This window comes from Paraburkholderia fungorum (genome assembly GCF_902833645.1).
Taxonomy (GTDB): Bacteria; Pseudomonadota; Gammaproteobacteria; order Burkholderiales; family Burkholderiaceae; genus Paraburkholderia; species Paraburkholderia fungorum.
The window spans coordinates 81,831-106,009 of the sequence record NZ_CADFGE010000011.1 but is presented as its reverse complement, the minus strand read 5'-3'; the positions used below and the strand labels follow the sequence as shown (position 1 = coordinate 106,009).

The 24,179-nt window shown below is 64.0% G+C and carries 19 protein-coding genes; 11 read left to right on the top strand and 8 right to left on the bottom strand.

Features of this window, described 5'->3' with window-relative positions; all coding sequences use genetic code 11:
- Nucleotides 1-161 precede the first annotated feature (161 nt).
- On the bottom strand, nucleotides 162-1,787 hold the full coding sequence (locus HWX91_RS28910; RefSeq protein WP_028196582.1) for an NAD(P)H-hydrate dehydratase: 1,626 nt from the start codon (nucleotides 1,785-1,787) through the stop codon (nucleotides 162-164).
- Between the two features lie 121 nt (nucleotides 1,788-1,908).
- Nucleotides 1,909-3,216 (bottom strand): FAD-dependent oxidoreductase, encoded by a 1,308-nt coding sequence (locus HWX91_RS28905; RefSeq protein WP_028196581.1) that lies wholly within the window; start codon nucleotides 3,214-3,216, stop codon nucleotides 1,909-1,911.
- 325 nt (nucleotides 3,217-3,541) lie between these two features.
- On the opposite strand from HWX91_RS28905, the gene purL reads away from it, so the two are divergent.
- The 3 genes from purL to HWX91_RS28890 all read left to right on the top strand — a co-directional run bounded on the left by purL (nucleotide 3,542) and on the right by HWX91_RS28890 (nucleotide 9,536).
- Nucleotides 3,542-7,627: a phosphoribosylformylglycinamidine synthase gene (gene purL, locus HWX91_RS28900; RefSeq protein ID WP_028196580.1), complete on the top strand. Its 4,086-nt coding sequence runs from the start codon at nucleotides 3,542-3,544 to the stop codon at nucleotides 7,625-7,627.
- A 339-nt stretch (nucleotides 7,628-7,966) separates the two neighbouring features.
- Nucleotides 7,967-8,254: a helix-turn-helix domain-containing protein gene (locus tag HWX91_RS28895; protein ID WP_028196579.1), complete on the top strand. Its 288-nt coding sequence runs from the start codon at nucleotides 7,967-7,969 to the stop codon at nucleotides 8,252-8,254.
- The gene (locus tag HWX91_RS28890; protein WP_028196578.1) at nucleotides 8,244-9,536 is read left to right on the top strand and encodes a HipA domain-containing protein; all 1,293 of its coding nucleotides are present in this window, start codon (nucleotides 8,244-8,246) and stop codon (nucleotides 9,534-9,536) included. Before HWX91_RS28895 ends, HWX91_RS28890 begins: the two co-directional genes overlap by 11 nt.
- Before the next feature lie 100 nt (nucleotides 9,537-9,636).
- Here HWX91_RS28890 and HWX91_RS28885 read toward each other — a convergent pair whose 3' ends face one another.
- From HWX91_RS28885 to HWX91_RS28865, 5 genes are all read right to left on the bottom strand, one after another.
- On the bottom strand, nucleotides 9,637-10,416 hold the full coding sequence (locus HWX91_RS28885) for a peptidylprolyl isomerase (RefSeq protein ID WP_028196577.1): 780 nt from the start codon (nucleotides 10,414-10,416) through the stop codon (nucleotides 9,637-9,639).
- 11 nt (nucleotides 10,417-10,427) lie between these two features.
- Nucleotides 10,428-10,742 (bottom strand): BolA family protein, encoded by a 315-nt coding sequence (locus tag HWX91_RS28880; protein WP_028196576.1) that lies wholly within the window; start codon nucleotides 10,740-10,742, stop codon nucleotides 10,428-10,430.
- Nucleotide 10,743: 1 nt separating this feature from the next.
- Entirely contained in the window at nucleotides 10,744-11,274 is a 531-nt protein-coding gene (locus HWX91_RS28875) for a septation protein A (RefSeq protein WP_028196575.1), read from the bottom strand.
- Between the two features lie 257 nt (nucleotides 11,275-11,531).
- Nucleotides 11,532-11,954, bottom strand: a complete 423-nt coding sequence (gene msrB, locus HWX91_RS28870) for a peptide-methionine (R)-S-oxide reductase MsrB (protein ID WP_028196574.1) — start codon at nucleotides 11,952-11,954, stop codon at nucleotides 11,532-11,534.
- Between the two features lie 38 nt (nucleotides 11,955-11,992).
- Entirely contained in the window at nucleotides 11,993-13,549 is a 1,557-nt protein-coding gene (locus tag HWX91_RS28865) for a protein adenylyltransferase SelO (RefSeq protein ID WP_028196573.1), read from the bottom strand.
- 279 nt (nucleotides 13,550-13,828) lie between these two features.
- Between HWX91_RS28865 and HWX91_RS28860 the strand changes: the two genes are divergently transcribed.
- From HWX91_RS28860 to HWX91_RS28850, 3 genes are all read left to right on the top strand, one after another.
- Nucleotides 13,829-15,514, top strand: coding sequence for a 3-(methylthio)propionyl-CoA ligase (locus tag HWX91_RS28860; RefSeq protein WP_028196572.1), 1,686 nt, complete (start codon nucleotides 13,829-13,831; stop codon nucleotides 15,512-15,514).
- A 142-nt stretch (nucleotides 15,515-15,656) separates the two neighbouring features.
- Complete coding sequence (locus HWX91_RS28855) at nucleotides 15,657-17,741, top strand: 3-hydroxyacyl-CoA dehydrogenase NAD-binding domain-containing protein (RefSeq protein ID WP_028196571.1); 2,085 nt, start codon at nucleotides 15,657-15,659, stop codon at nucleotides 17,739-17,741.
- A 238-nt stretch (nucleotides 17,742-17,979) separates the two neighbouring features.
- A complete protein-coding gene (locus HWX91_RS28850) occupies nucleotides 17,980-19,158 on the top strand; it encodes an acetyl-CoA C-acyltransferase (RefSeq protein ID WP_028196570.1) in 1,179 nt (392 codons plus the stop codon).
- A 51-nt stretch (nucleotides 19,159-19,209) separates the two neighbouring features.
- Here HWX91_RS28850 and HWX91_RS28845 read toward each other — a convergent pair whose 3' ends face one another.
- Nucleotides 19,210-19,587, bottom strand: a complete 378-nt coding sequence (locus tag HWX91_RS28845; RefSeq protein WP_028196569.1) for a hypothetical protein — start codon at nucleotides 19,585-19,587, stop codon at nucleotides 19,210-19,212.
- Between the two features lie 178 nt (nucleotides 19,588-19,765).
- Between HWX91_RS28845 and HWX91_RS28840 the strand changes: the two genes are divergently transcribed.
- The 5 genes from HWX91_RS28840 (at nucleotide 19,766) to HWX91_RS28820 (ending at nucleotide 24,073) form a co-directional block, all read left to right on the top strand.
- Complete coding sequence (locus HWX91_RS28840) at nucleotides 19,766-21,328, top strand: aminotransferase-like domain-containing protein (protein WP_244144161.1); 1,563 nt, start codon at nucleotides 19,766-19,768, stop codon at nucleotides 21,326-21,328.
- On the top strand, nucleotides 21,312-21,482 hold the full coding sequence (locus HWX91_RS28835; protein WP_162181291.1) for a hypothetical protein: 171 nt from the start codon (nucleotides 21,312-21,314) through the stop codon (nucleotides 21,480-21,482). The genes HWX91_RS28840 and HWX91_RS28835 overlap by 17 nt, the downstream gene beginning before the upstream one ends.
- Nucleotides 21,460-21,945, top strand: a complete 486-nt coding sequence (locus HWX91_RS28830) for a PaaI family thioesterase (RefSeq protein WP_028196567.1) — start codon at nucleotides 21,460-21,462, stop codon at nucleotides 21,943-21,945. The genes HWX91_RS28835 and HWX91_RS28830 overlap by 23 nt, the downstream gene beginning before the upstream one ends.
- 113 nt (nucleotides 21,946-22,058) lie before the next feature.
- Complete coding sequence (locus HWX91_RS28825) at nucleotides 22,059-23,057, top strand: NADP-dependent oxidoreductase (RefSeq protein WP_028196566.1); 999 nt, start codon at nucleotides 22,059-22,061, stop codon at nucleotides 23,055-23,057.
- Between the two features lie 116 nt (nucleotides 23,058-23,173).
- Nucleotides 23,174-24,073 carry an SDR family oxidoreductase gene (locus HWX91_RS28820; RefSeq protein ID WP_028196565.1) on the top strand — a complete coding sequence of 300 codons (900 nt, stop codon included), beginning with the start codon at nucleotides 23,174-23,176 and terminating at the stop codon, nucleotides 24,071-24,073.
- Nucleotides 24,074-24,179: the final 106 nt, after the last annotated feature.

Sequence of the window (24,179 nt, the reverse complement as noted above, 5' to 3'; positions counted from 1 at the left end):
GCCTCGTAATCGAGGCGGCCACCGAAGTCTCGCTGCAGCCCGCGATGACCCGACGCGCGGCGCAGTTAGTCAGTATAGCGGCGTTGCGTGACAGGTGACAGCAGGGTGGCAGCGGTTCGGCTGTGTTGAGTCGCTCGACGCAAACTGTGGGACGGGTTGGTTTATTCAGCGGCCGCCGGATAGAACATCCGGTTTAGCAACGTCCGCACCATCGGGGCGAGTTCGCCCGCCGTCAAACCCGCTGGGCCGTGGCCTTGTGCGCTCAATGTGTCGGCGGCGAGGCCGTGCAGATAGACGCCCGCCAGCGCAGCTTCGTAGCGCGGCAGATGCTGGGCGAGCAGCGCGCCGATGATGCCACCGAGCACGTCGCCGGTGCCACCTGTCGCCAGTGCGGCATTGCCGGTCGGATTGATTGCGACGCGGCCATCCGGCGCGGCGATCACGGTGCCCGTGCCTTTCAACACGATCACGGCGGCAAAGCGCGCGGCCAGTGCGCGCGCGGCGGCGAGGCGGTCGCGTTGCACGCCCGGCGCGTCGGTGCCGAGCAGGCGCGCGGCTTCGAGTGGATGCGGCGTCATTACGCACGGGTCGCCTTGTACGCCGCGCGCGGTGACTTCGGCGGCGAGCGACGGGTCGGTGGAAATCAGATTGAGTGCGTCGGCGTCGAACAGTTTGGGCACGTCGAGCGGCAGCACGTCGTGCATGACATGTGTGGCCCGATCGCGCTGACCCATGCCGCAGCCGACGGCGAGCGCATCCATCTTGTCGAGCGGCAGAGTGTCGGTTGCATGCAACATCAGTTCAGGATGCGGCGGATCGTAGGGCGGGGCGCCGTCGCCAAGCAACGCGACGTGCACTTTGCCCGCGCCGGTATAAAGCGCCGCGCGTGCGGCGAGGATCGGCGCGCCGCACATGCCGGTGTCGCCGCCGACCACGGCGAGGCTGCCGAACGTACCCTTGTTGGTGGCGAAGTCGCGTGCCGGCAGGAAGGCGGCGAACAGCTCGGGCGCGCTGAGTTGCACGGCCGTGCGAGCGCTACTGTCGACGCCGATCGGCGCCACCGTCACCCGGCCGGCGAGATCGCGGCCCTGCGCGGTGAAAAGACCGGGTTTCGCGCCGATAAAGGTGATCGTGTGGGTGGCATGCACCGCGCAAGCATCGCTCGAGCTTGCGCTGCCGCCCTTGTCCTGATCCCGCTGCCCGCCGATCACCATGCCGGTATCGGTATCGAGACCGCTGGGTGTGTCGAGCGCAAGGACGCCGCCTCTTGCCCGCTTTGCCTTGGTGCGTTGCGACAGTTGACGGGCGATGCCCGCAAAGATGCCTTCCAGAGGGCGGGTCAGGCCGATCCCGAACATGCCGTCCACCAGCCACGTATAGCTTTCCAGCGAGGCCGGCGGCGCCGCGGTCATGGCGACGCCCGCCACGCGGGCCATGTCGAGCGCCCAGCGGGCGTCGGCTGGTTTGACTTCAAGCGGCATGCACAGGTCGACGGCGATGCCGGCCTGGTGAAGCTCCGCGGCCATCACCAGGGCGTCGCCGCCGTTGTTGCCCGGGCCGGCCACGATCCATACCTTGTGCTTCGATTTTTCGATCGACGTATCGCGGCTGATCTGTTCCTGCAGGTAGCTTGCGGCGGCTTTGCCGGCGCGCGACATCAGCGTGTGCTCAGGCAGCGTCGCCGCGGCCTGGTTTTCAAGGATTCGCAGATCGGTCAGCGTGAGCAGCGGCAAGGCCCGGTCGCGCGGGCTGATCAAGGTCGGGGGCGTGGATTCGGGCGCGGTCATGGCGAGGCTTGGGGTTCACCTTGGACAAGGCGACGAAGCTTGAGGAGCCACTATGGTAGTGCCGATAGGCGTCGGGCGCGCACCGTATTGGCAAGGACCCGCTGCTGAGCGGGTCCGCCTTTCACTGGAAACGGTCCGCGCGCAGCGCCGCCAGGGTGTCGGCGGGGACCTCGGGGGTGTTACCCGAGATCAGGTCGGCGACCAGTTTGCCCGCTCCGCATGCCAGGCCCCAACCGGCAGGCCCATGGCCGGCATTCACGAACAGGCGCGGATGAAGCACGTTGCCGATCACCGGCAAGCCGTCCGGCGACAGCAGTTTTACGCCTTCCCACGGCAAGGCGGCGGAGATTCGCGCAGCACCTGGAATCCAGTCGTGCGTCGCCTGGCCCAGCAACGCCAGCGCTTCTTTCGTGAGCGCCTCGCCCAGCGGCTTGTCGATCTGCGCGGCGCTTTGCAAAACCGCGCCGCCCGCAACCCGCAGGCGATGATTCATGCGGCTGACCGTAATCCGCTTGACCGCGTCCACAATCGCGACATGCGGCGCGCATTCCTCATGCGCGATGGGCGCCACCAGGTTATGCAGGCGCAACGGATGCAGCGGCAGCCGCAACCCTAGGCGCTCGAGCAGCGGCAGGCTGCCGTAACCCGCGGCGACGACGATTGCGTCGGCGTTGATCACGTCGACTTCGCGTGAACGTGCGGCGGCAGAAGCGGCGCCGGGCCGTGGCGCCAGCTCCACCGCGGCGCGCGGGCCTTCGAGGCGGATCGCCGAGACCTCGCAACCCAGCATGAATTGCACGCCGCCTTGCGTATCGAGGGTCTGCTTGATCAGTTTGGCGAAAAGCGGGCAGTTGGCCGTGCGCTCGTGGTCGAACAGCACCCCGCCGGCGAATTCCGGCTCGGTCCGTACCGAATGCTCGAACGCGGCGCATTCGGCCGGCGTCAGCACGTGGTGCGGGACTTCGAATTGGCGCAGCAGATCGAGCGCCGTCTGGGTCTGCTGCCATTCCTGCTCGGAACGCACCAGATAGAGCAGGCCGCTGGCCTGTTCGAATTCCAGGCCGAAGCGCGCTTCGATATCGGCCATGGCTTCGCGCGAGGCTTCGATCAGCGGACGCAGGCGCGCATACTGGCGGCTGAACGCCTCGGGCTCCTGCAAGGCGGCCAGTTGCTTGACGAACTGGCGTGCCGGCCCGTTAAAGCCGGCCTTGCTGATCACGCCGTTTTTGGCGCCCTGGCGGCTCGCCATGAAAGTCGGGCCGAACCAGACGTCGAGCGGGGTCGGCAGCACGGTGCCGCCGTGCCCATAGGTCGCGCCTTGCGCGACCGTGGCGTGGCGCTCGACGACGCATACCCGGTGGCCGGCCGCGCGCAGCTGATAAGCGGTGGCGACGCCCACAATCCCGCCGCCAATGACGATGACATCCATATCTGATTCGATTTGCCGGCGGGAGGCCGAAACGCCGCGTTCCCGTTAAGCGTGGCATGCGGCGCGCTGCCCGGCATTGCTCAGGCCGCTCGCGCCGATCTGGTGAAACGCCGAATGATAGCAGTCAAACGGATGGCTCTGCCACGCGAGCGCTACGCCGAAGCGCCGCCACGGCCGGCCCGATCCACCACGCAAACCCCACCAAAACCCTGGTGCGAAGCCCGTCGGAAGCCCGTTCCCGGGGTATAATCTCGGACTTCCTTTCCGCCTCACGTCGCCTGCACGCGCGACTCATCGGCATCATTAGCGACGCAACGTCAAGTCCATGGCCCACTTCTCGTGTTTCCCCGGCGCTTCGGCCCTTTCCGATTTCCGTCAAACCCGCCTGCTCGACACGCTCACGCGCATCGACGCCAACATCACCGGCGTGCGCGGGCAGTATCTGCACTTCGTCAACGCACAAACCCCGCTGTCCGCGGAAGACAACGCGAAGATCGAAGCGCTGATTCACTACGGCGATCCGCTCGAAGAAACCAAAGAGCGCGGCACGGCTGAAACTTTCCTCGTGGTGCCGCGTTTCGGCACCGTGTCGCCGTGGGCCAGCAAGGCAACCGATATTGCCCACCTGTGCGGCCTGACGCAGGTGCGCCGCATCGAACGCGGGGTCGAATACACGGTCACCCTGAAAAGCGGTCTGTTAGGCGGCAAGAAAGCGCTCTCAGATGAGGCCCGCGCGGCCGTCGCCGCGGCGTTGCACGACCGCATGACCGAAAGCGTGGCGCCCTCGCGTGACCATGCGTTGCATCTGTTCGACGAACTGCCGGCCAAGCCGCTGCAAACCGTCGACGTGCTGAGCAACGGCCGTGGCGCGCTGGAAGCGGCGAACACCGAACTGGGCCTCGCGCTCGCCGACGACGAAATCGACTACCTGGTCGACGCCTTCACGAAACTCGGCCGCAATCCGACCGACGTCGAGCTGATGATGTTCGCGCAGGCCAACAGCGAGCACTGCCGTCACAAGATTTTCAACGCTGAATGGACGATCGACGGCGAGAAGCAGGACATCTCGCTGTTCAACATGATCCGCAACACGGAGAAGCTGAACCCGCAGGGCACGATCGTCGCGTATTCGGATAACTCGGCGATCATGGCGGGCGGCATGGCCGAGCGCTGGTTCCCGCGCACGCCGGCTGAGCTCGGCGCGAACGAATTGCCCGAGCACTATCGCCGCGGCGTTGAACTGACGCACACCTTGATGAAGGTGGAAACGCACAATCACCCCACCGCGATCTCGCCGTTCCCGGGCGCCTCGACCGGCGCGGGCGGCGAAATCCGCGACGAAGGCGCGACCGGCCGCGGTGCGCGTCCGAAGGCGGGTCTGGCGGGCTTTACGGTGTCGAATCTGGAATTGCCGGACGGCGTGGAAGCCTGGGAAAACGCGCGCGACGCCGCCCAGCCGCTGGCGCACCGGAACCCGGACGACAAGTTCGAAGCGTACGGCCGTCCTGACCGTATCGCGTCGCCGCTGCAAATCATGATCGACGGCCCGCTCGGCGGCGCCGCGTTCAATAACGAATTCGGCCGTCCGAATCTGGGCGGCTATTTCCGCGCCTATGAGCAGAACGTCGCGGGTCTGGTGCGCGGTTATCACAAGCCGATCATGATCGCCGGCGGCATCGGCAATATCTCCGATCAACACACGCACAAGCACGATCTGCCGGAAGGCTCGCTGCTGATCCAGATCGGCGGTCCGGGTATGCGCATCGGCATGGGCGGCGGCGCCGCCAGTTCGATGGCGACCGGCACCAACACGGCCGAACTCGATTTCGACTCGGTCCAGCGCGGCAATCCGGAAATCGAGCGCCGCGCGCAGGAAGTGATCAACGCGTGCTGGCAACTCGGTGAGAAGAATCCGATTCTGAGCATTCACGACGTGGGCGCGGGCGGGTTGTCGAACGCGTTCCCGGAAGTGGTGGATGGTGCGGGCAAGGGCGCGATCTTCGACCTGCGCAAGATCCAGCTGGAAGAGAGCGGTTTGTCGCCGCGCGAAATCTGGTCGAACGAGGCGCAGGAGCGTTACGTTCTGGCGATTGCGCCGGCCGATCTGCCGGCCTTCAAAGCCATGTGCGAGCGCGAGCGTTGCCCGTTCGCGGTGGTCGGCACGGCCACGGCCGAGCGTCAGTTGAAGGTGATCGATTCGCAAGCGGATGGCGACGCTGTACACCAGCCGGTCGACATGCCGATGGAAGTGCTGCTCGGCAAGGCGCCGCGCATGCATCGCGACGTGAAGCGCGTCGAACAGAAGTTTGAACCGGTGGATGTCACCGGCATCGCGTTGCCGGAGGTCGCGGTGAGCGTGCTGCGGCACCCCACGGTTGCCAGCAAGTCGTTCCTGATCACGATCGGCGACCGCTCGGTGGGCGGCACGACAGCGCGTGACCAGATGGTCGGGCCGTGGCAAGTGCCGGTGGCCGACGTCGCCATCACGACCATGGATTACGCGGGTTTCCGCGGCGAAGCGATGACCATGGCCGAGCGCACGCCGCTCGCCGTGATCAACGCGCCGGCCTCGGGCCGTATGGCGGTCGGCGAGGCGGTGACCAATATCGCGGCGGCGCCGATCGCGTCGCTCGACAAGCTCAAGCTGTCGGCGAACTGGATGGCCGCCTGCGGCGCAGCGGGCGAAGACGCCGCGCTGTACGACACGGTCAAGGCGATTGGCATGGAGCTGTGCCCGGCGCTCGGCATCAGCATTCCGGTCGGCAAGGATTCGCTGTCCATGCGCACCAAGTGGGAAGACCGTGGCGTGGCGAAGGAAGTCGTCGCGCCGGTCTCGCTGATCATCTCGGCGTTCGCGCCGGTCGAAGACGTGCGCCGCCACCTCACGCCGCAACTGCGCCGCGCGAATGAGGTGGGCGATTCGGTGCTGATCGCGATCGACCTTGGCCGCGCCAAGCATCGTCTGGGCGGCAGTATCCTCGCGCAAGTTACGCAGCAGGTCGGCGATACGGTGCCGGATGTCGACGATCCGGAAGATCTCAAGCGTTTCTTTACCGCGATCCAGTCGCTCAATAGCGACGGCAAGCTGCTTGCGTACCACGACCGCTCGGATGGCGGCCTGTGGGCAACGGTGTGCGAAATGGCGTTTGCGGGTCACGTCGGCGTGTCGCTGAACGTCGACATGCTGGTGCTCGATCCGAACCACGAATCCGATTACGGCGACGCGAAAGACTGGGCGAAGCAGACCAGCGGCCGTCGTGAAGACCGCACGATCCGCGCGCTCTTCAACGAAGAACTCGGCGCGGTGATTCAGGTGCGTGCGACAGACCGCGACGCGGTGCTGGGCGCGTTGCGTGAACACGGTCTGTCGGCATGCTCGCACGTGATCGGCAAGACCAATGAACGCGACACGATCGAAATCTATCGCGACGCCAAGAAGATCTACGAAGCACCGCGTACCGAATTGCATCGCGCGTGGAGCGAAGTGAGCTGGCGTATTTCGCGTCTGCGCGACAACCCGGCCTGTGCAGATGCCGAATACGATGCGCTTTCCGACGCCGCTGATCCGGGCATCTCGCCGGTTCTCACGTTCGATCCGTCACAAGACGTTGCTGCGCCGTTCATCGGCAAGAGCGCACGTCCGCGTGTCGCGATCCTGCGTGAGCAGGGCGTGAACTCGCACCTCGAAACGGCCTATGCATTCGATCGCGCCGGTTTCGACGCGCACGACGTGCACATGAGTGACCTGCTGGCCGGCCGCGCCAATCTGGCGGATTTCGCCGGCGCGGTGGCGTGCGGTGGTTTCTCGTATGGCGACACGCTGGGTGCCGGTGAAGGCTGGGCGAAGGCGATTCGCTTCAACTCGCAACTGGCCGATATGTTTGCCGCGTTCTTTGGCCGCGAAGACACGTTTGCGCTGGGCATCTGCAACGGCTGCCAGATGATGAGCAGCCTCGCGTCGATGATTCCGGGCGCCGAAGCATGGCCGAAGTTCACGCGCAACAAGTCGGAGAAATTCGAAGCGCGCTTCTCGCTGGTCGAAGTGCAGGCTTCGCCGTCGATCTTCTTTGCCGGCATGGAAGGCTCGCGCATTCCAGTGGCGATCGCGCACGGCGAGGGTTACGCGGACTTCTCGCAGCAAGGCGATGCGTCGAAGGTCGACGTGTCGATGCGCTTCGTCGATCACCGTGGTCAGGCAACGGAGCAGTATCCGTTCAACCCGAACGGTTCGCCGGACGGCATCACCTCGGTCACAACGCCGGATGGCCGCTTCACCGTGCTGATGCCGCACACCGAGCGCGTGCATCGTGCGGTGCAGATGAGCTGGCATCCGGAAGGCTGGGGCGAGGGCGATACCGACGCGAGCCCGTGGCTGCGCGTGTTCCAGAACGCCCGCCGCTGGCTGGGCTAATAGCGTTGTAATGCAGATCGCCGCGTTATCCGGGCGTGGCGGTCTGCCGGTACGACGGCTGTCGTCAGCCGACAGCGGGCGGCTTCTGTGCTGGACCGCCGCGTTGCTGCCATTAGATTGGCGACGTTCAGTTCGTGTTCTTCTCGTGTTCTTCGTATCCGATCAGGTACGAGTGAACGTGATACTTGCAGGGTTGGTGCCGCTCGTATCCGCTCGGGTACGAAATGGCTATAGCACTTTTCAATTCGAGGGTTCGTACCCGGTCGGGTACGAACTTGGGCTCCTGGATCTATCTCTGGCATAATGTTCCCGAGCGGGTACGAACGGGTGGGGTAGAGAATGCGTCAGTCTGAGGTTTACATCAGCGGCATGACGGAGTTGGGCGATCTTGTGCGGGCATCAAGGCTCGCACAAGGGTTGACGCGCGACGACGTCGCCATCGCCACCGGCCTTTCTCCAAAATTCATTACGCACATCGAGGCGGGTAAGCCGACCGCCCAGATCGGCAAGGTGCTCCACCTTCTTGGCGAACTGGGCATCACGCTGCGCGCGCAGGTTTCCGTCGATATTCCTCCGGCCCTGGCCGCGAAGGCCCCCAAGCGCAGACGAGCAGTTCATGGCAGCTAGAACGCTCGTCGCCTACGCGAATGGCCGGCGCGTCGGCGTCGTGAGTGATGACAGCGGCATCTGGTCATTTACCTACGATGAGGACTGGCTGGGCCGCGAAGACGCATTCGCGCTTTCACCTGCTTTTCCTCTACACGCCGGGCCTTTCGTCGACGGGTCGAGCCAGCGGCCGGTGCAATGGTTCTTCGACAATCTTTTGCCTGAAGAGGAAATGCGCACGGCGCTTGCTCGTGAAGCCAAAGTCAATGCGAGCGATGCGTGGGGTCTGCTTGCCTACTACGGACGGGAGTCGGCAGGAGCCTTGACGCTGCTCGCGGAGGGCGAGCGCGAGGCATCCGCCGGTTTGCAGCCCTTGTCATATGCGGAACTGGAGGCTCGCATTCAGGCCATGCCGCAGCGTGCGCTCAGCACCACCGCACCCAAACGCATGTCCGCGGCGGGCGCCCAACAAAAGCTGCTGCTGTCCTTGCGAGGTGACGCACCGAATTACGAGCTTTCCGAGCCCGTGGGCAATGAGCCGTCGATGCATCTGCTCAAACCTGACATGCGAAGCACAGGCTATCCTCATTCGGCGATCAACGAATTTTTCTGCATGCGCCTCGCGCAAGCGATGGGCGTGCGCGTGCCGCCTACGCATTTCATGCGCGTGCCCTCGGCCTGCTATGTTATCGACCGCTTCGATCGCGATATGGCCGCAGAGCCGGTTCGACGCCTGCATACGGTCGACGCAATGCAACTGTTGAACTACGACCGTCATTTCAAATATCGGAACGCGACGGCGCAGATACTCAGGGATGCTATCGAAATAACCGGCACACGGGCAAAGGCACGTCTAGATGTGTTCCGCTGGGCGGTCTTCAACGTGTTAATCGGCAACGCGGATTCTCACCTCAAAAACCTCTCGTTTTTCGTGAGTGCGCGAGGCTACATGCTGGCGCCGTTTTACGATCTGGTCAGCACGGTCGTCTACCATACGCCGACCTACCAGCCGAATCAGCGGGACCGTTGGCCCCACTGCGATCTGACCATGCCGGTTGGAGAGGCCACCCAGTTCGCGGACATTTCCAGAAAAAACATGCTGATATTCGGCGAAGCGCTTGGCCTCCAGCCAAAAGGTGCGGAAAAATTGCTCGATGAGATGCTCGCCACTGTCGACGCCAGGGTGGCGGACACCCGGCGCGCGGTCGACGAGATCGCGCAGCCCAATGCCGGCGAAATACGGCTGCTCGACTCGATTGCTGCCATGCCGCTCGCGGAGATGAGCAGAGCTTTGCGCAACTGATATCGGTGCCCTCGAGGGGCCGGCAATCCCACATGAAATCCGCAGAAACAAAAAACCGCCCGAGGGCGGTTTTTTTGCTCTGAAGCAGCAAGCCAGAAGCTTACTGGATCTTCGCGTTCTTACGCAGACCTTCTTCGAACGCCTGCAGCTTTTCCTGCTGAATCTGCTGCACGATCTGCGGACGCACCTGTTCGAGCGGCGGCGGCGTGACGTCGCGGATGTCGTCGACACGGATGATGTGCCAGCCGAATTGCGTATGCACCGGCGTGTCGGTCATCTGGCCCTTCTGCAGATGCGTGGCCGCATCCGCGAATTCAGGCACGTAGGCCTTCGGGTCCGACCAGTCCAGGTCGCCGCCATTCTTGCCCGATCCCGGGTCCTTCGAGTATTGCTTGGCGAGGTCTTCGAAGCTCGCGCCGCCCTTGATCTTGGCGATCAGATCCTTGGCTTGCTGTTCGTTGTCCACGACGATGTGGTGCAGATGGTATTCCTTGCCGCCCGCGTCCTTGACCAACGCGTTGTAGCGCGCGGTGACTTCGGCGTCGGTCGGCGTGTTGTTCTTCACGAAGTCTTCGATCAGCGCGCGCAGCACGACGGTTTGCTGTGCAACGGCAATTTGCGCCTTGACGTCCGGCCGATTCGGCAGGCCGCGGCGCAGCGCTTCCTGCATCAGGATTTCGCGGTTCACCAACTCTTCACGCACGGCCATTTGCAGCTGCGGCGAGTCTTGCTTGCCTTGTTGAACCAGTTGATTGATTAACGCGTCGGCGCGCGATTTCGGAATCGGCGTGCCGTTTACGACAGCGATGTTCTGTGCGAATGCAGGTGCGGCCGCAAAGGCAGCCAGCAATACCCAAAGGCGGGTTTTCTTCAAGGTCATCGAAAGGTTTCCTAGCGGGGCAACAAAGCGAATTCTTCGGGCGTATACGCCGTGATTGCAAGGGCGTGAATGCCGCGCTGCATGGCATCGGCCAGCGCATCATACACCATGCGATGCCGCGCCACGCGGGCCTTGCCGGCAAATGCGGCGGCCACGATCGTGACAGTGAAATGACCGCCGGCAGACGCGCCGGCATGGCCCGCGTGCTGCGCGCTGTCGTCCGTGATCTGGATCGAGGCGACCGGCGCGAGCGCCGCGGTGAGACGCGCCTCGATCAGCGCGGCGCGCTCGGCGGTGGTGGCGTGCATGAACACATCGCTCGTCATGTCATTCTTCCTTCATGTACTTCGATAGCCACAAACTCTGTCCGACGATGAACACCACCAGGCACCCGGTCGCGCCGAACAGCTTGAAATTGACCCACTGATCGGTCGTGTAGTTGTACGCGACGAACAGATTCACCAGGCCCAGCAGTACGAAGAAAATCGCCCAGACGATATTCAGCTTGCCCCAGATCGCGTGCGGCAGCGTGATCTGCTTGCCCATCATCGCTTCGATCAGATTCTTGTTGAAGGCGAGTTGCGAGACGACCAGCGCGACCGAAAACGCCCAGTACAGCACGGTCGGCTTCCATTTGATAAAGGTGTCGTTGTGCAGCACGAGCGTCGCGCCGCCGAATACGGTGACGACGCCGAGGCTCACCCACAGCATCGGGTCGACCTTGCGGTGGCGGAAGGCCACCCACGCGATCTGCACCAGCGTGGCAACGATCGCCACTGCCGTCGCCGTGAAAATGCCCCATATCTTGAAGGCGACGAAAAACAGGATGATCGGGAACAGATCGAACAGGAATTTCATTATCTGGTCGGGAATACGGAGAATGGGTCGAAGGAACGGGGACGCGGCGCGGGGCGCCCGGTGGCGGGGAATGCGGCGCAAACCCGCCGCGGCAGCCCGGAGCGGCGCGTTGCGCCATTCGTAGCAGGATTGCCGTGCCGGGTAAGCGCCGCGTTGACCGCTGCGTTGATCGGTGCGCAAGCCGGATGAAGGGAGCCGCCACCGGTTGGCGTTTCATGACAGACGCCGGCCGGCAACGCGCCGAACTCCGCGCTGCGTTACTTGGGCTCGAATTGTAACGCAGCCGAATTGATGCAGTAACGCAGACCGGTCGGCGCCGGTCCGTCTTCGAACACGTGACCCAGGTGCGCGCCGCAGTTCTTGCACTGCACCTCGATGCGCAGCATGCCGTGCGAGCGGTCGGTTTTTTCGGCGATCACCTCGCCGTTGATCGGCTTGAAGTAGCTCGGCCAGCCGCAACCGGCGTCGAACTTGGTGTCCGATTCGAACAGCGGCGTGCCGCAGCAGACGCAATCATAGACGCCGCGGTCCCAGTGATCGTGATAGCGGCCGGTAAAGGGGCGCTCGGTGGCCGCGTGGCGCGTCACCTGATATTCGATGTCGGAGAGCTGTTTGCGCCATTCGGCGTCGTCTTTCTGCACGGCGGGCGCGCCGCTGTTGAGGTCGTCGGGTTTGTTCATGGTCGGGGTTCCTGTCTCGAGATTGTTTTTGGGGCTCGTCACGAAGAGCAGCTCACTTCCAGCGAACTGGCCCAATCAGGCGGCAGCCCCGCATACGCTTCGTTCTCCGGTTGCTCGTCGAACGGGCGGCGCAGCACGGCGGCCAAACGTTCCACTTCGGAGAAATCCTTCTCTTTCGCCCGGCGGATCGCCGTTTCCGCCAGATGATTGCGAAGTACGAATTTGGGGTTGACACGGTTCATTGCAATGGCGCGCGCGGCGTCGTCGCGTGTTTCATGGGACAAACGCGCGCGGTAGTCGTTCACCCACGCGTCGAACGCGGCACGGTCGAGAAACAGGTCGCGCACGGATGCGTCGCCGCTTGCGTCGTGCCGGGAAATACGCGCCAGATTGCGGAACGTCAGCGTGAAATCCGCGCGATTGGCGTGCATCACTTCGAACAGACGGTTGACTAGCGTGTCGTCGCCGTCGCGTTCGGTTTCCAGGCCGAGCTTGGCGCGCATGCGTTGTTCCAGCGCCGGCGCGAAACGGTCCTTGAAGCCGCCGAGCACGCGTTGCGCGTCTTCGATCGCCTTGTCGCCGCGCACGCTCTCCTCATGCTGCTCACCCAATAGTGGCAACAGGCCTTGCGCGAGGCAGAAGAGGTTCCAGTACGCGATCTGCGGCTGCATCTTGTACGCGTAACGGCCTTGCGAATCCGAGTGATTGCAGATGTAGCCGGCGTCGAAGCCGTCCATGAAGCCGAATGGGCCGTAGTCGATCGTGAGACCGAGGATCGACATGTTGTCGGTATTCATCACGCCGTGGCAGAAGCCGACGGCTTGCCACTCCACCATCAGATCGGCTGTGGACAGCACCGCTTCATTCAGCAGCGCGAGATACGGATCGCCGGTTTCGCGGCAATGCGGGTAGAAGCGATCGATCACATGGTCGGCGAGGGCGCGCAGTGCGTCGACGCGATCGTTCGAATAGAAATGCTCGAAGTGCCCGAAGCGTACGAAACTCGGCGCCACGCGGGTGACGACTGCCGCGGTTTCGACTTCTTCGCGGCGCACCGGCTGGTCGGAACCGATCACGCACAGCGCGCGCGTGGTCGGAATGCCGAGGTGATGCATCGCTTCCGAACACAGATATTCGCGAATCGACGAGCGCAGGACGGCGCGGCCGTCGCCCATGCGCGAATAGGGCGTGCGGCCCGCGCCTTTGAGCTGCAGCTCGAAGCGCTGGCCGTCGTGCTCGACTTCGCCGAGACCGAGCGCGCGGCCGTCGCCGAGCTGGCCGGCCCACACCCCGAATTGATGCCCCGAATACACCGATGCATACGGCAGCGCTTCGGCGGGCCATTCGCGTGTGGCGTTGCCGGAGAACAGTTCGGCGAAGCCCGGATCGTTCTGGAGCCCGGGCTCTAAGCCGAGCAACGCAGCGGTTTCTTCGGAGAACCCGACCACGTAGGGTGCGCTGAGCGGCGCCGCCGGCAGCCGGGTCAGAAACACGCTGCCGAGGCGCGCGAACGCGCTTTCGGGCGAGGCGGTAAGTGCGTTGGAAAGAGCCGATAAAGGCTCGGATAACCCTGCAATGCTTGGGGAAAACGACATATTGAGCGCCTCTGGATTAACCGATATTGTAAGTCCGCGCCCGCGGCGCTGCTGGTCGGCCTTTCGCCCCATGCCGCTCGCGTGCCGGGCGTCTCCTGCCGGAGCGCGCCCGCACCGTTCCGGAGCATGCCGCACGGACTCATCGGCGCGTTTCGCGCAACCCTGGCGCAACGCAATCCTGTGAGCACGTAACTGTGAGTAAGTAACTCGAGCTGAACGTGCCGCGCGGCCTCGAACAGTAACCCCAATGAAGCACACAAGGCGAGGAGACCTCTCTTTATGACGACGCCGCTGCTTGGCCAGATGATGGACGTGCCGCTCACCGTGTCCTCGTTGCTCGCGCATGCCGCGCGGCATTTCGGCGACACCGAGATCGTGTCGCGACGCATCGAAGGCGACGTGCATCGCTATACCTATCGCGACTGTGAAAAGCGCGCGAAGCAGCTGGCGCAGGCGCTGATCGCGCTCGGTGTCGAGCCCGGCGAGCGGGTGGCCACGCTGGCCTGGAACGGCTACCGGCATCTGGAAGCGTATTACGGCACGACCGGTTTCGGCGCCGTCTGCCACACGATCAACCCGCGCCTCTTTCCCGATCAGATCGCCTACATCGTCAACCACGCCGACGACGCCTACGTGCTGTTCGACACCACGTTCGCACCGCTCGTCGACGCGCTCGCGCCGCACTGCCCCAAAGTGCGCGGCTGGATCGCGCTGGCCGACGAAGCGCATCTGCCGAAGATGCAAACGCCGGTGCTGAGCTACGAAACCTTGCTGGACGCCCAGAATGGCCACTACGACTGGCCGGCCATCGACGAACGTCAGGCCTCTTATCTCTGCTATACGTCCGGCACCACCGGCAATCCGAAAGGCGCGCTGTATTCGCATCGTTCGACGGTGCTGCATGCGTTCGGCGCGGCGCTGCCCGATGCGATGAGCCTGTCCGCGCGCGACTCCGTGCTGCCGGTCGTGCCGATGTTTCATGTGAACGCGTGGGGTATTCCGCACTCCGCGCCGCTGACCGGCGCCAAGCTGGTTTTCCCCGGCAAGGATCTCGACGGCAAGTCGCTGTATGAATTGATGGAAAGCGAGCGCGTCACCTATTCGGCCGGCGTGCCGACCGTGTGGCTCGGCCTGCTCAACTATCTGCGCGAGGCCAAGGTGCGCTTCTCCTCGCTCAATCGCACGGTGATCGGCGGCTCGGCATGCCCACCGGCCATGCTGCGAACCTTCGAGGACGAGTACGGCGTGCAGGTGATCCATGCATGGGGCATGACGGAAATGTCTCCGCTCGGCACCCTGTCGAAACTGACGTGGGAACAGAGTCAGCGTCCGATCGAGGAGCAGCGCAAACTGCTCGAAAAGCAGGGCCATGTGCTGTATGGCGTCGATATGAAGATCGTCGGCGAAGACGGGCGCGATCTGCCCTGGGACGGCGTGGCGTTCGGCGATCTGCACGTGCGCGGTCCGTGGGTGATCGACCGGTATTTCCGCAAGGACGAGTCGCCGCTCGTGGACGGCTGGTTCCCGACCGGCGACGTCGCCACCATCGACCGCGACAGCTTCCTGCACATCACGGATCGCTCGAAAGATGTGATCAAGTCGGGCGGTGAGTGGATCAGTTCGATCGACATCGAGAACGTCGCGATCGCGCATCCAGCGGTGGCCGAGGCCGCGTGCATTGCCTGCGCGCATCCGAAATGGACCGAGCGGCCGCTGCTGGTGGTGGTCAAGCGGGCGGGTTTCGACGTGACGCGCGAGGAGTTGCTCGCCTTCTATGACGGCAAGGTGGCGAAATGGTGGATTCCCGACGACGTCGTTTTCGTCGACGAGTTGCCGCACACGGCCACCGGCAAGCTGCAAAAGCTCAAGCTGCGCGACATTTTTCGCGACCACGTGCTGCCGTCCGCGCTCGAAGACGAAAAGGATTGCCCGCTGACTCCGCCTGCCAGGGGAAACCCCGCCTAACGATAAATTGAACGAGCGTGCTTTTTTGTGTATTCTGCCTGCTGACCCCGGGGAATCGGCGCTAAAGTCGGACTATGAGCCGACTCGATAATCCCGGACGGGCGGCGCGTCATGCGCCGCCTCATCGCACGGAGGCAGGCAGATGGCAGTGGACTACACAACTCATGACGGCGTGGCCGTCATTACGCTGAACAATCCCCCCGTAAACGGCCTCGGCCTTTCGACGCGAGCCGGTATCGTCGAAGGGATCGAGCGCGCGCAGAACGACCCGGCCATCAAGGCGATCGTGCTGACGGGCGCCGGCAAAGCCTTTTCTGGCGGCGCCGATATCACTGAATTCAACACGCCGAAGGCGACCCAGGAGCCGACCCTCCATACGGTCATCAAGACCGTCGAAGGGAGCGCCAAGCCGGTTGTCGCCGCGATTCATAGCGTTGCCATGGGCGGCGGCCTTGAACTTGCGCTCGGCGCGCATTACCGCATCGCCGCACCTGGCGCGCAGATCGCGCTGCCGGAAGTGAAGCTCGGCATCCTGCCGGGCGCGGGCGGCACGCAGCGTCTGCCGCGCGCAATTGGCCTTGAAGCCGCGCTCAACATGATCGTCTCCGGCGCGCCGGTGATGTCGGAGAAGCTGGCCGATTCGGGGCTGTTCGACCAGGTCGTGGAAGGCGATCTGGCTGAAGCGGCGCTCGCGTTTGGCCGCAAGGTCGGGGCACAGGCCGGCCCGCACCCGAAGGTGCGCGACCGCAAGATCGAGCATCCGAATGCCGCCGGTTTCATCCAGTTCGCGCGCAATACGGTTGCCGCGATGGCGAAGAATTTCCCGGCACCGCTGAAGTGTATCGACGCCGTGGAAGCGGGCGTGCAGAACGGTTTCGACAAGGGCCTCGCGTTCGAACGCGAATGCTTCGTCGCGCTCGTGCAAACGCCGGAAAGCCACGCACTGCGTCACGCATTCTTCGGCGAACGCGCGGCGAGCAAGATTCCCGATGTGCCGTCGGATACGCCGGTGCGCGACATCAAGCAGGTGGCCGTGATCGGCGCCGGCACGATGGGCGGCGGCATCGCGATGAACTTCATCAACGCCGGCATTCCGGTCACGCTGCTGGAAACGAAGCAGGAAGCACTCGATCGCGGTCTCGCCACGATCCGCAAGAATTACGAAGCCACCGTCAAGAAGGGCAAGCTCAAGCCCGAAGCGCTGGAACAGCGCATGGCCTTGATCACGCCAACACTTTCCTACGACGATCTGAAAAACGCCGACCTGATCGTCGAAGCGGTGTTCGAAGAACTGGGCGTCAAGGAGCAGGTGTTCAAGCGTCTGGACGAAGTAGCGAAGCCCGGCGCGATCCTCGCGTCGAACACGTCGACGCTGGATGTCGACAAGATCGCCGCTTTCACGAAGCGCCCGCAAGACGTGGTCGGCATGCACTTCTTCAGCCCGGCCAACGTGATGAAGCTGCTCGAAGTGGTGCGCGGCAAGGCCACGGCGAAAGACGTGCTCGCCACCGTCATGAAGCTCGCAAAGAAGATCAAGAAAACCGCGGTGGTCTCGGGCGTGTGCGACGGCTTCATCGGCAACCGGATGATCGAGCAGTACATCCGCCAGGCGCTCTTCATGCTCGAAGAAGGCGCATTGCCCGCGCAGGTGGACAAGGCAATCGAGAAGTTCGGCTTTGCGATGGGCCCGTTCCGCATGAGCGACCTGGCCGGCAACGACATCGGCTGGGCGATTCGCAAGCGCCGCTATCAGGAACATCCCGACATGCACTACTCGAAGATTGCCGACCGTCTGTGCGAGACCGGCCGCTTCGGGCAGAAGACCGGCGGTGGCTGGTACGACTACAAGGCGGGGGACCGTACTGCGTATCCGTCGAAAGTGGTCGACGACATGATCGCAGCGTTCTCGAAGGAAACCAACGCGGAGCGCCGCAAGATCAGCGACGAGGAAATCGTCGAGCGCCTCGTGTTCGCGCTCGTCAATGAAGGCGCGAAGATTCTCGAGGAAGGCATTGCGTCGAAGGCGTCGGATATCGACATGGTCTATCTGACCGGCTACGGCTTCCCGCTCTATCGCGGCGGCCCGATGCTGTACGCGGATACGGTCGGCCTCTACAACGTCGAGCGTGCGATTCGCCGCTATGCGTCGCGGCCGAATGGCGACGCGTGGCAACTGGCGCCGAGCATTGCGGAGCTGGCGGCAAAGGGCCGTGGGTTCAACGGCTGAAGCGCCGCCGCTCGGGCTCAATGAGCGAGCGACTGAAATGAGTGAAGTGGGGCGACCGAGCGATCCGCCGGCGCGCCCACCATCAACATCTGGAAGGACCAGCCAACTGGCATGGGACCCGAGTAAGAGCTTTGCATGAGACCCGAGTAAGAGCTTTGCATGGGACCCGAGTAAGCGCTAAAGCGCCAACTCGGGTCGACAGCTAAAGCGCCAACTCGGGTCGACACAGGAGAGATGCATGACTGATGCCGTAATCGTATCCACCGCCCGCACGGGCCTGGCCAAATCATGGCGCGGCGGTTTCAACATGACGCACGGCGCGACGCTCGGCGGGCATGTGACGCAGGCCGCCGTCGAGCGCGCGAAGCTGGACCCGGCGCGCATCGAAGACGTGATCATGGGCTGCGCGAATCCGGAAGGCGCGACGGGCGCCAACATCGCGCGCCAGATCGCACTGCGCGCCGGTTTGCCGGTCAGTGTGCCGGGCATGACGGTGAACCGCTTCTGCTCGTCCGGTTTGCAGACGATCGCGCTGGCCGCGCAACGCGTGATCGCCGGTGAGGGCGATGTGTTCGTCGCGGGTGGCGTGGAGTCGATCTCGTGCGTGCAGAACGAGATGAATCGCCACATGATGGCCGAAGGCTGGCTCAGCAAGAACAAGCCGGAAATCTACTGGTCGATGCTGCAGACCGCCGAGAACGTCGCGAAGCGCTACTCGATCTCGAAGGAACGTCAGGACGAGTACGGGGTGCGCTCGCAACAGCGCGCCGCGGCCGCGCTCGAAGCCGGCAAGTTCAAGGACGAGATCGTGCCGCTGACGGTGCTGGCCGGCGTCGCCGACAAAGCGAGCGGGCGTCTCTTCACGAAGGAAGTGACAGTCAGCGCCGACGAAGGCATTCGTGCCGACACGACGCTCGAAGGTGTGTCGAAGATTCGCACCGCGATGCCCGGCGGCGTGATTACGGCAGGCAATGCGAGCCAGTTCTCGGACGGCGCGTCGGCTTGTGTCGTGATGAACGCGAAAGTTGCGGAGCGCGAAGGTCTGCAACCGCTCGGTATTTTCCGCGGCTTCGCGGTGGCCGGTTGCGAGCCGGACGAGATGGGCATCGGCCCGGTGTTCGCCGTGCCGAAGCTGCTCAAGCAGGCCGGCCTGAAGGTCGAAGATATCGACCTGTGGGAGCTGAACGAAGCGTTCGCGGTGCAGGTGCTGTATTGCGCCGACAAGCTCGGCATTCCGCACGACCGTCTGAATGTTAACGGCGGCGCGATCGCGGTGGGCCATCCGTATGGCGTATCGGGCGCGCGCCTGACCGGCCACGCGTTGATTGAAGGTAAGCGGCGTGGCGCGAAGCTGGTCGTCGTGACGATGTGTATCGGCGGCGGCCAGGGCGCGGCAGGTTTGTTTGAAGTGGTGTGATCAGGCGCGTGACCGGGCAGAGCGCCCCGGTCACGCACCGGTAGGGATGTATCAGATGGCGCGCCGCAGTCGCGTTTTGACGAGGCGCGCCAGATTGCGCCCGGCTTGAATGAGGTAAGCGAGCCACTCGTTTTCGGCGCGGCACGGCTGGACGGCGAACACCGCGGATCGCGCATCGGTGGTGCTGATCGTTACGACGCCACGCTGTGGCGTGACATAGCATTCGCCTTCGTGCAGCGCGAGCGAGGTGAGCGGGACGGTATCGCCGAGCCACGCGAGGGCGTGATCGCGAAAGTCGAGTTGCAGATCGCCTTCGACGGCCACGATCGAGGTGCGTGCGCGCAGATTGTGTACGGCCATCTGGCCGGCCGCGACGCGGGAGGTGGCGGCAGCGCGGGACAAATCGGGGCGAGGTGCTGCAGCGGGCATGATCGACTCCTTTAAACCGTTTCCATGCCCCAAAGCTTATTGAGTTCGTCCACGTGAAAACAGGCGCAGCAATGGACTATGTGAACCGGTACAAAGCGAGATTTCAGTGTGCTGTATCGGTTGGAATCAGGCCGATGTGTATCTGTCGCCGCGCACGAACTGTCCGCACCATCGGTTCATGAACTCTTCTCTTTCCATGCCCGAGGCGCCGACAGCGGTTTTGCCGCTGGAGGAACAGCGCGTGGACGGCAGCCCTGCGGATGGCCGCCCCGCGGATGGCCGCCCCACGGATGGCCGTCCCCTCTACCGCCAACTGGCCGACCAATACCGCCATGCGATCGATAAAGGCGTGCTGCGTCCCGGCGACCGCATGCCGTCGATGCGCGCGTTCATGCAGCGGCACGGCGTGAGCCTCGCGACGGCGACCGAAAGTTATCGCACGCTGGAACGCGACGCGCTCATCGACGCCCGGCCACGCGCCGGTTACTTTGTGCGCGCCCGGCAAGCGGCTACGTTGCCGGCCGCCACCGAGCCGGATCTCGCGGCCGCCCCCGGCGCCGCGCAGTTCGTCGGCATCCATTCGGCGATTTCCGCGATCGTGTCGAAATTCCAGCGCTATCCCGACGCGTTGAATCTCGGCGGCTCGACTGCGTCGCCCGACCTTTACCCCACGGATGCCTTGCAAAAAGCCGCGTTGCGCGCATTGCGTCGCCGGCCGACCTTGCTGACCACGGCCGGCCACGATCAGGGCGATCCCGAATTGCGCGCGATCATTGCGCGCCGCGCGCTCGACGTCGGCATTCAGATCGGCGCGGACGACGTGATCATGACCCACGGCGGCATCGAAGCCGTGAACCTGGCCTTGCGCGCCGTGACGCAGCCGGGCGACACGGTCGCGGTGGAGTCGCCGTGCTTCTTCGGCTTGCTGCAGGTGCTCGAAAGCCTCGGCCTGCGGGCGCTCGAAATCCCGGCCAGCCCGACCACCGGCATCGCCGTCGAAGCCCTGGCGTTCGCGCTGCAAACGCATCCGGATATCAGGACGGTGGTGGTCGTGCCGAATCTGCAGAATCCGCTCGGCAGCGTCATGCCCGATACGCACAAGGCCCGGCTCGTCGAACTGTGTTCGCGTGCCGGCATTGCGCTGATCGAAGACGATCCCTACCGCGAACTGGTCGACACTGCTCAGCCGCCCAGGTCGTTGAAGTCCTGGGACACCGACGGCACGGTGATCCATTGCACGTCGTTCAACAAAACGCTCGCGCCCGGCATGCGGGTCGGCTGGATCAACGGCGGACGCTGGCATCGGCGCGTCGGCATGCTGAAGTTCACGCAGTCGCGCCATAACGAGCAGTTGTCGCAAGTCGTGCTCGCCGAATTTCTGGAAACGAATGCGTATGAGCGGCATTTGCGGCGTTTGCGCGACCGGCTGCGGATTCAGCGCGAACGTATGGCCGCGGCGATCGCCGCATCGTTCCCCGACGGAACGCGCTTCACGCCACCGGGCGGCGGGATGTTCTACTGGATCGAGTTGCCGCGTCACGTGTCGTCCTCCGCTTTTTTCGAAGCGGCGTTGGACGAAGGCATTCGCGTGATGCCGGGTACGGTGTTTTCGAACGCAGGGCGCTTCGATCATTTCATTCGCCTCAGTTGCCCGAGTACGGATCTCGATCGGGCCGACGAGGCGGTGCGCAGTTTGGGGCGGCTGGCGGCACGGATGGCGGCGCATGCGCGAACCCCATAGCGGTTATCATTTCCTGCTGCACGTGTGCGCCGTCGAGCGCACGTCCGGGCAGCCCGAAACCCGCGGATATTCACTTCAGGCGCACCGCGTGCGTCGGGCGAATGCGCCGACTACGGAATCTGAAATCAGCAATGACCGAATCATCTTCATCTAAAGCGGGCGCTGCGTCGCTGCCCGAAAGCCCGTTCGTCGACCGGCTGGGTGCGCAACTCGTCTCGGTTGCCGACGGCGTCAGCGAAATCGTGTTGCCGCTGCAGCACGACCACATGAACACGTGGGACGTTGCGCACGGCGGCGTAACCATGACGCTTGCCGACGTCGCGCTCGCGATGGCCGCGCGCAGCCTGGCCGGCGACGGTATTGGCGTCGTCACTGTCGAGATGAAGGTCAACTTCATGCAGCCGGGCCGCGGCGAATTGCGCGCCACCGGCCGCGTGCTGCATCGCTCGACCACCATGGCCTATTGCGAAGGCGAGATCCGCGATAGCGAGGGCCACTTCGTCGCCAAGGCGCTCGGCACCTTCAAATATATGCGGCGTCTCGCCGTGGGCCGCGACGTGACGCAACAGCGTCTGCGCAGCGACCCGTCGGCGAAACCCGGTCCCAGCGACAGCTAATCAGCGGATGAATGGCGCGCAGCGAGCCCGCTGCGCGCCGGATTCCGTCATTGCATACACCGTTCGTTCGAATCACTCGCCGATCACATCGGTAACCCATGGAGACGACCGTCATGCCCCAGATCAACCGTCAACTCGTGCTGGCTTCGCGCCCACAAGGTGCTGTCACGCCCGATAACTTCAAGCTCGTCGAAACCCCGCTTGCGCCGCTTGCCGACGGGGAATTTCGCGTGCGCAATCACTTTCTGTCGCTCGATCCGTACATGCGCGGCCGCATGAACGACAGCAAATCGTATGCAGCCCCGCAACCGCTGAACGAAGTGATGATCGGCGGCACGGTGGGCGAGGTGGTCGAGTCGAAGAATCCGAAATTCGCGGTCGGCGACAAGGTGGTCGCGATGTTCGGCTGGCAGGAATACGGCACCTCGAATGGCGCGGGTGTGCAGAAAGTCGACGACACGCACGTGCCGCTGTCGGCATATCTCGGCCCGGTCGGCATGCCGGGCGTCACGGCCTGGTACGGCCTGAACCGGATCATCGCGCCGAAAGCGGGTGATACCGTGGTGGTCAGCGCGGCAAGCGGCGCGGTGGGCAGCGTGGTCGGCCAACTGGCGAAGCTGGCCGGGGCACGTGCGGTCGGTATCGCAGGCGGCGCGGATAAGTGCCGCTACGTGGTCGAGACGCTTGGCTTTGACGCGTGCGTCGACTACAAGGCAGGCAACCTGTATCAGGACCTCAAGGCCGTGACGCCGGACGGCGTCGATGGCTACTTCGAGAACGTCGGCGGCGAAGTGCTCGACGCTACGCTCGCGCGCATGAACGCCTTTGGGCGCATCGCGTTGTGCGGGTTTATCGCCGGTTATGACGGCCAGCCGCTGCCGCTCAAGCACCCGTCGCTGATGCTCACGCAGCGTCTGCTGGTGCAGGGCTTCATTGTCAGCGAGCATATGGAGGTGTGGCCCGAAGCGCTCAAGCAGCTCGGCACGCTGGTCGCGCAGAAAAAGCTGCAATATCGCGAGACGATCGCGCAAGGGCTCGATGCGGCGCCCGAGGCGTTCATCGGTTTGCTGAAGGGCAAGAACTTCGGCAAGCAACTCGTCAAGCTGGTTTGAGCGCGGCGGCTGTCCAGCCGCGCATGCGATAGAGATCGATGAGGCTCAGCCGGTCGCCGTATCGGCTGACGATTCCCGGTGGATAATTCCGGGCCGATAAACGCAGGAGAGAAACGATGTTCGAATTCGCCGGCAAGGTAGCGGTGATCACGGGGGCAGCAAGCGGTTTCGGCCGGGCGTTTGCGGAGAAGGGCGCATCGCTCGGCATGAAGCTCGTGCTCGCCGACCTGAATCCCGAGGCGCTTGTTCAAACCGTCGACGCATTGCGCGCCGACGGCGTCGAGGTAATCGGCGTGCCGACGGACGTGTCCGACGCGGCCCAGGTCGAAGCGCTCGCGCAAGCGGCGCTCGACGCGTTCGGCAAGGTGCATCTGCTGTTCAACAACGCTGGCGTGGGCTCGGGCGGCTTCCTCTGGGAAAGCTCGGCGAACGATTGGGCGTGGGTGTTCAACGTCAACGTGATGGGCGTTGCGCACGGCGTGCGTGCCTTCACGCCGATCATGCTGAGGCAGAACGAGCCCGCGCATATCGTCAACACGGCGTCGGTGGCGGGCTTGCTGTCGCCACCCGCGATGGGCGTCTACAACGCCTCGAAGCACGCCGTGGTGTCGCTCACCGAGACGCTTTATCACGACCTGCAAATCGCGCAGGCAGGCAAGCCTGAATCGGCGGCCGGTGGCGGCGAGGTCGGCTGTTCGTTATTGTGTCCGGCCTTCGTGCCGACCGGTATCGCCGACGCGGAACGCGCGCGGCCTACTGAACTGCGCAACGCGAGCGGACCGACTCGCTCGCAGATCGCCGCCGGCAAGCAATTGCAGCGGGCGGTGCAAGCGGGCAAGCTGAGCGCGACCGACGTTGCCGACATTACGTTCGAAGCGATCGCCGCGCGGCGTTTTTACATCGTCACGCATCCGGGCATCATGGCGACGGTGAAGCTGCGTCACGAGGATATCGAGCAGTTGCGTAACCCTACGGATCCGATGTCGCTGAAGCCCGAAGTGAAGAACGTGGGCTAGGGGCGTGTGGCATCACACGGGCCGTTTGCCGCTGTGTTTTTTGCCGCTTGCCCTGACTTTTTCGCGGGTTTTATCCACCAGTTTCTATCCCTTAACGCCCCCTTGA

What these genes read in the sequence shown, in the direction of transcription:
- HWX91_RS28830 (WP_028196567.1), top strand. Translation starts at nt 21,460, where the DNA reads ATGACCGAATCATCTTCATCTAAAGCGGGCGCTGCGTCGCTGCCCGAA.
- HWX91_RS28865 (WP_028196573.1), bottom strand. Translation starts at nt 13,549, where the DNA reads ATGTCGTTTTCCCCAAGCATTGCAGGGTTATCCGAGCCTTTATCGGCT.
- msrB (WP_028196574.1), bottom strand. Translation starts at nt 11,954, where the DNA reads ATGAACAAACCCGACGACCTCAACAGCGGCGCGCCCGCCGTGCAGAAA.
- HWX91_RS28880 (WP_028196576.1), bottom strand. Translation starts at nt 10,742, where the DNA reads ATGACGAGCGATGTGTTCATGCACGCCACCACCGCCGAGCGCGCCGCG.
- HWX91_RS28840 (WP_244144161.1), top strand. Translation starts at nt 19,766, where the DNA reads ATGAACTCTTCTCTTTCCATGCCCGAGGCGCCGACAGCGGTTTTGCCG.
- HWX91_RS28885 (WP_028196577.1), bottom strand. Translation starts at nt 10,416, where the DNA reads ATGACCTTGAAGAAAACCCGCCTTTGGGTATTGCTGGCTGCCTTTGCG.
- HWX91_RS28850 (WP_028196570.1), top strand. Translation starts at nt 17,980, where the DNA reads ATGACTGATGCCGTAATCGTATCCACCGCCCGCACGGGCCTGGCCAAA.
- HWX91_RS28855 (WP_028196571.1), top strand. Translation starts at nt 15,657, where the DNA reads ATGGCAGTGGACTACACAACTCATGACGGCGTGGCCGTCATTACGCTG.
- HWX91_RS28910 (WP_028196582.1), bottom strand. Translation starts at nt 1,787, where the DNA reads ATGACCGCGCCCGAATCCACGCCCCCGACCTTGATCAGCCCGCGCGAC.
- HWX91_RS28820 (WP_028196565.1), top strand. Translation starts at nt 23,174, where the DNA reads ATGTTCGAATTCGCCGGCAAGGTAGCGGTGATCACGGGGGCAGCAAGC.
- HWX91_RS28825 (WP_028196566.1), top strand. Translation starts at nt 22,059, where the DNA reads ATGCCCCAGATCAACCGTCAACTCGTGCTGGCTTCGCGCCCACAAGGT.
- HWX91_RS28890 (WP_028196578.1), top strand. Translation starts at nt 8,244, where the DNA reads ATGGCAGCTAGAACGCTCGTCGCCTACGCGAATGGCCGGCGCGTCGGC.
- HWX91_RS28835 (WP_162181291.1), top strand. Translation starts at nt 21,312, where the DNA reads ATGCGCGAACCCCATAGCGGTTATCATTTCCTGCTGCACGTGTGCGCC.
- purL (WP_028196580.1), top strand. Translation starts at nt 3,542, where the DNA reads ATGGCCCACTTCTCGTGTTTCCCCGGCGCTTCGGCCCTTTCCGATTTC.
- HWX91_RS28860 (WP_028196572.1), top strand. Translation starts at nt 13,829, where the DNA reads ATGACGACGCCGCTGCTTGGCCAGATGATGGACGTGCCGCTCACCGTG.
- HWX91_RS28895 (WP_028196579.1), top strand. Translation starts at nt 7,967, where the DNA reads ATGCGTCAGTCTGAGGTTTACATCAGCGGCATGACGGAGTTGGGCGAT.
- HWX91_RS28905 (WP_028196581.1), bottom strand. Translation starts at nt 3,216, where the DNA reads ATGGATGTCATCGTCATTGGCGGCGGGATTGTGGGCGTCGCCACCGCT.
- HWX91_RS28845 (WP_028196569.1), bottom strand. Translation starts at nt 19,587, where the DNA reads ATGCCCGCTGCAGCACCTCGCCCCGATTTGTCCCGCGCTGCCGCCACC.
- HWX91_RS28875 (WP_028196575.1), bottom strand. Translation starts at nt 11,274, where the DNA reads ATGAAATTCCTGTTCGATCTGTTCCCGATCATCCTGTTTTTCGTCGCC.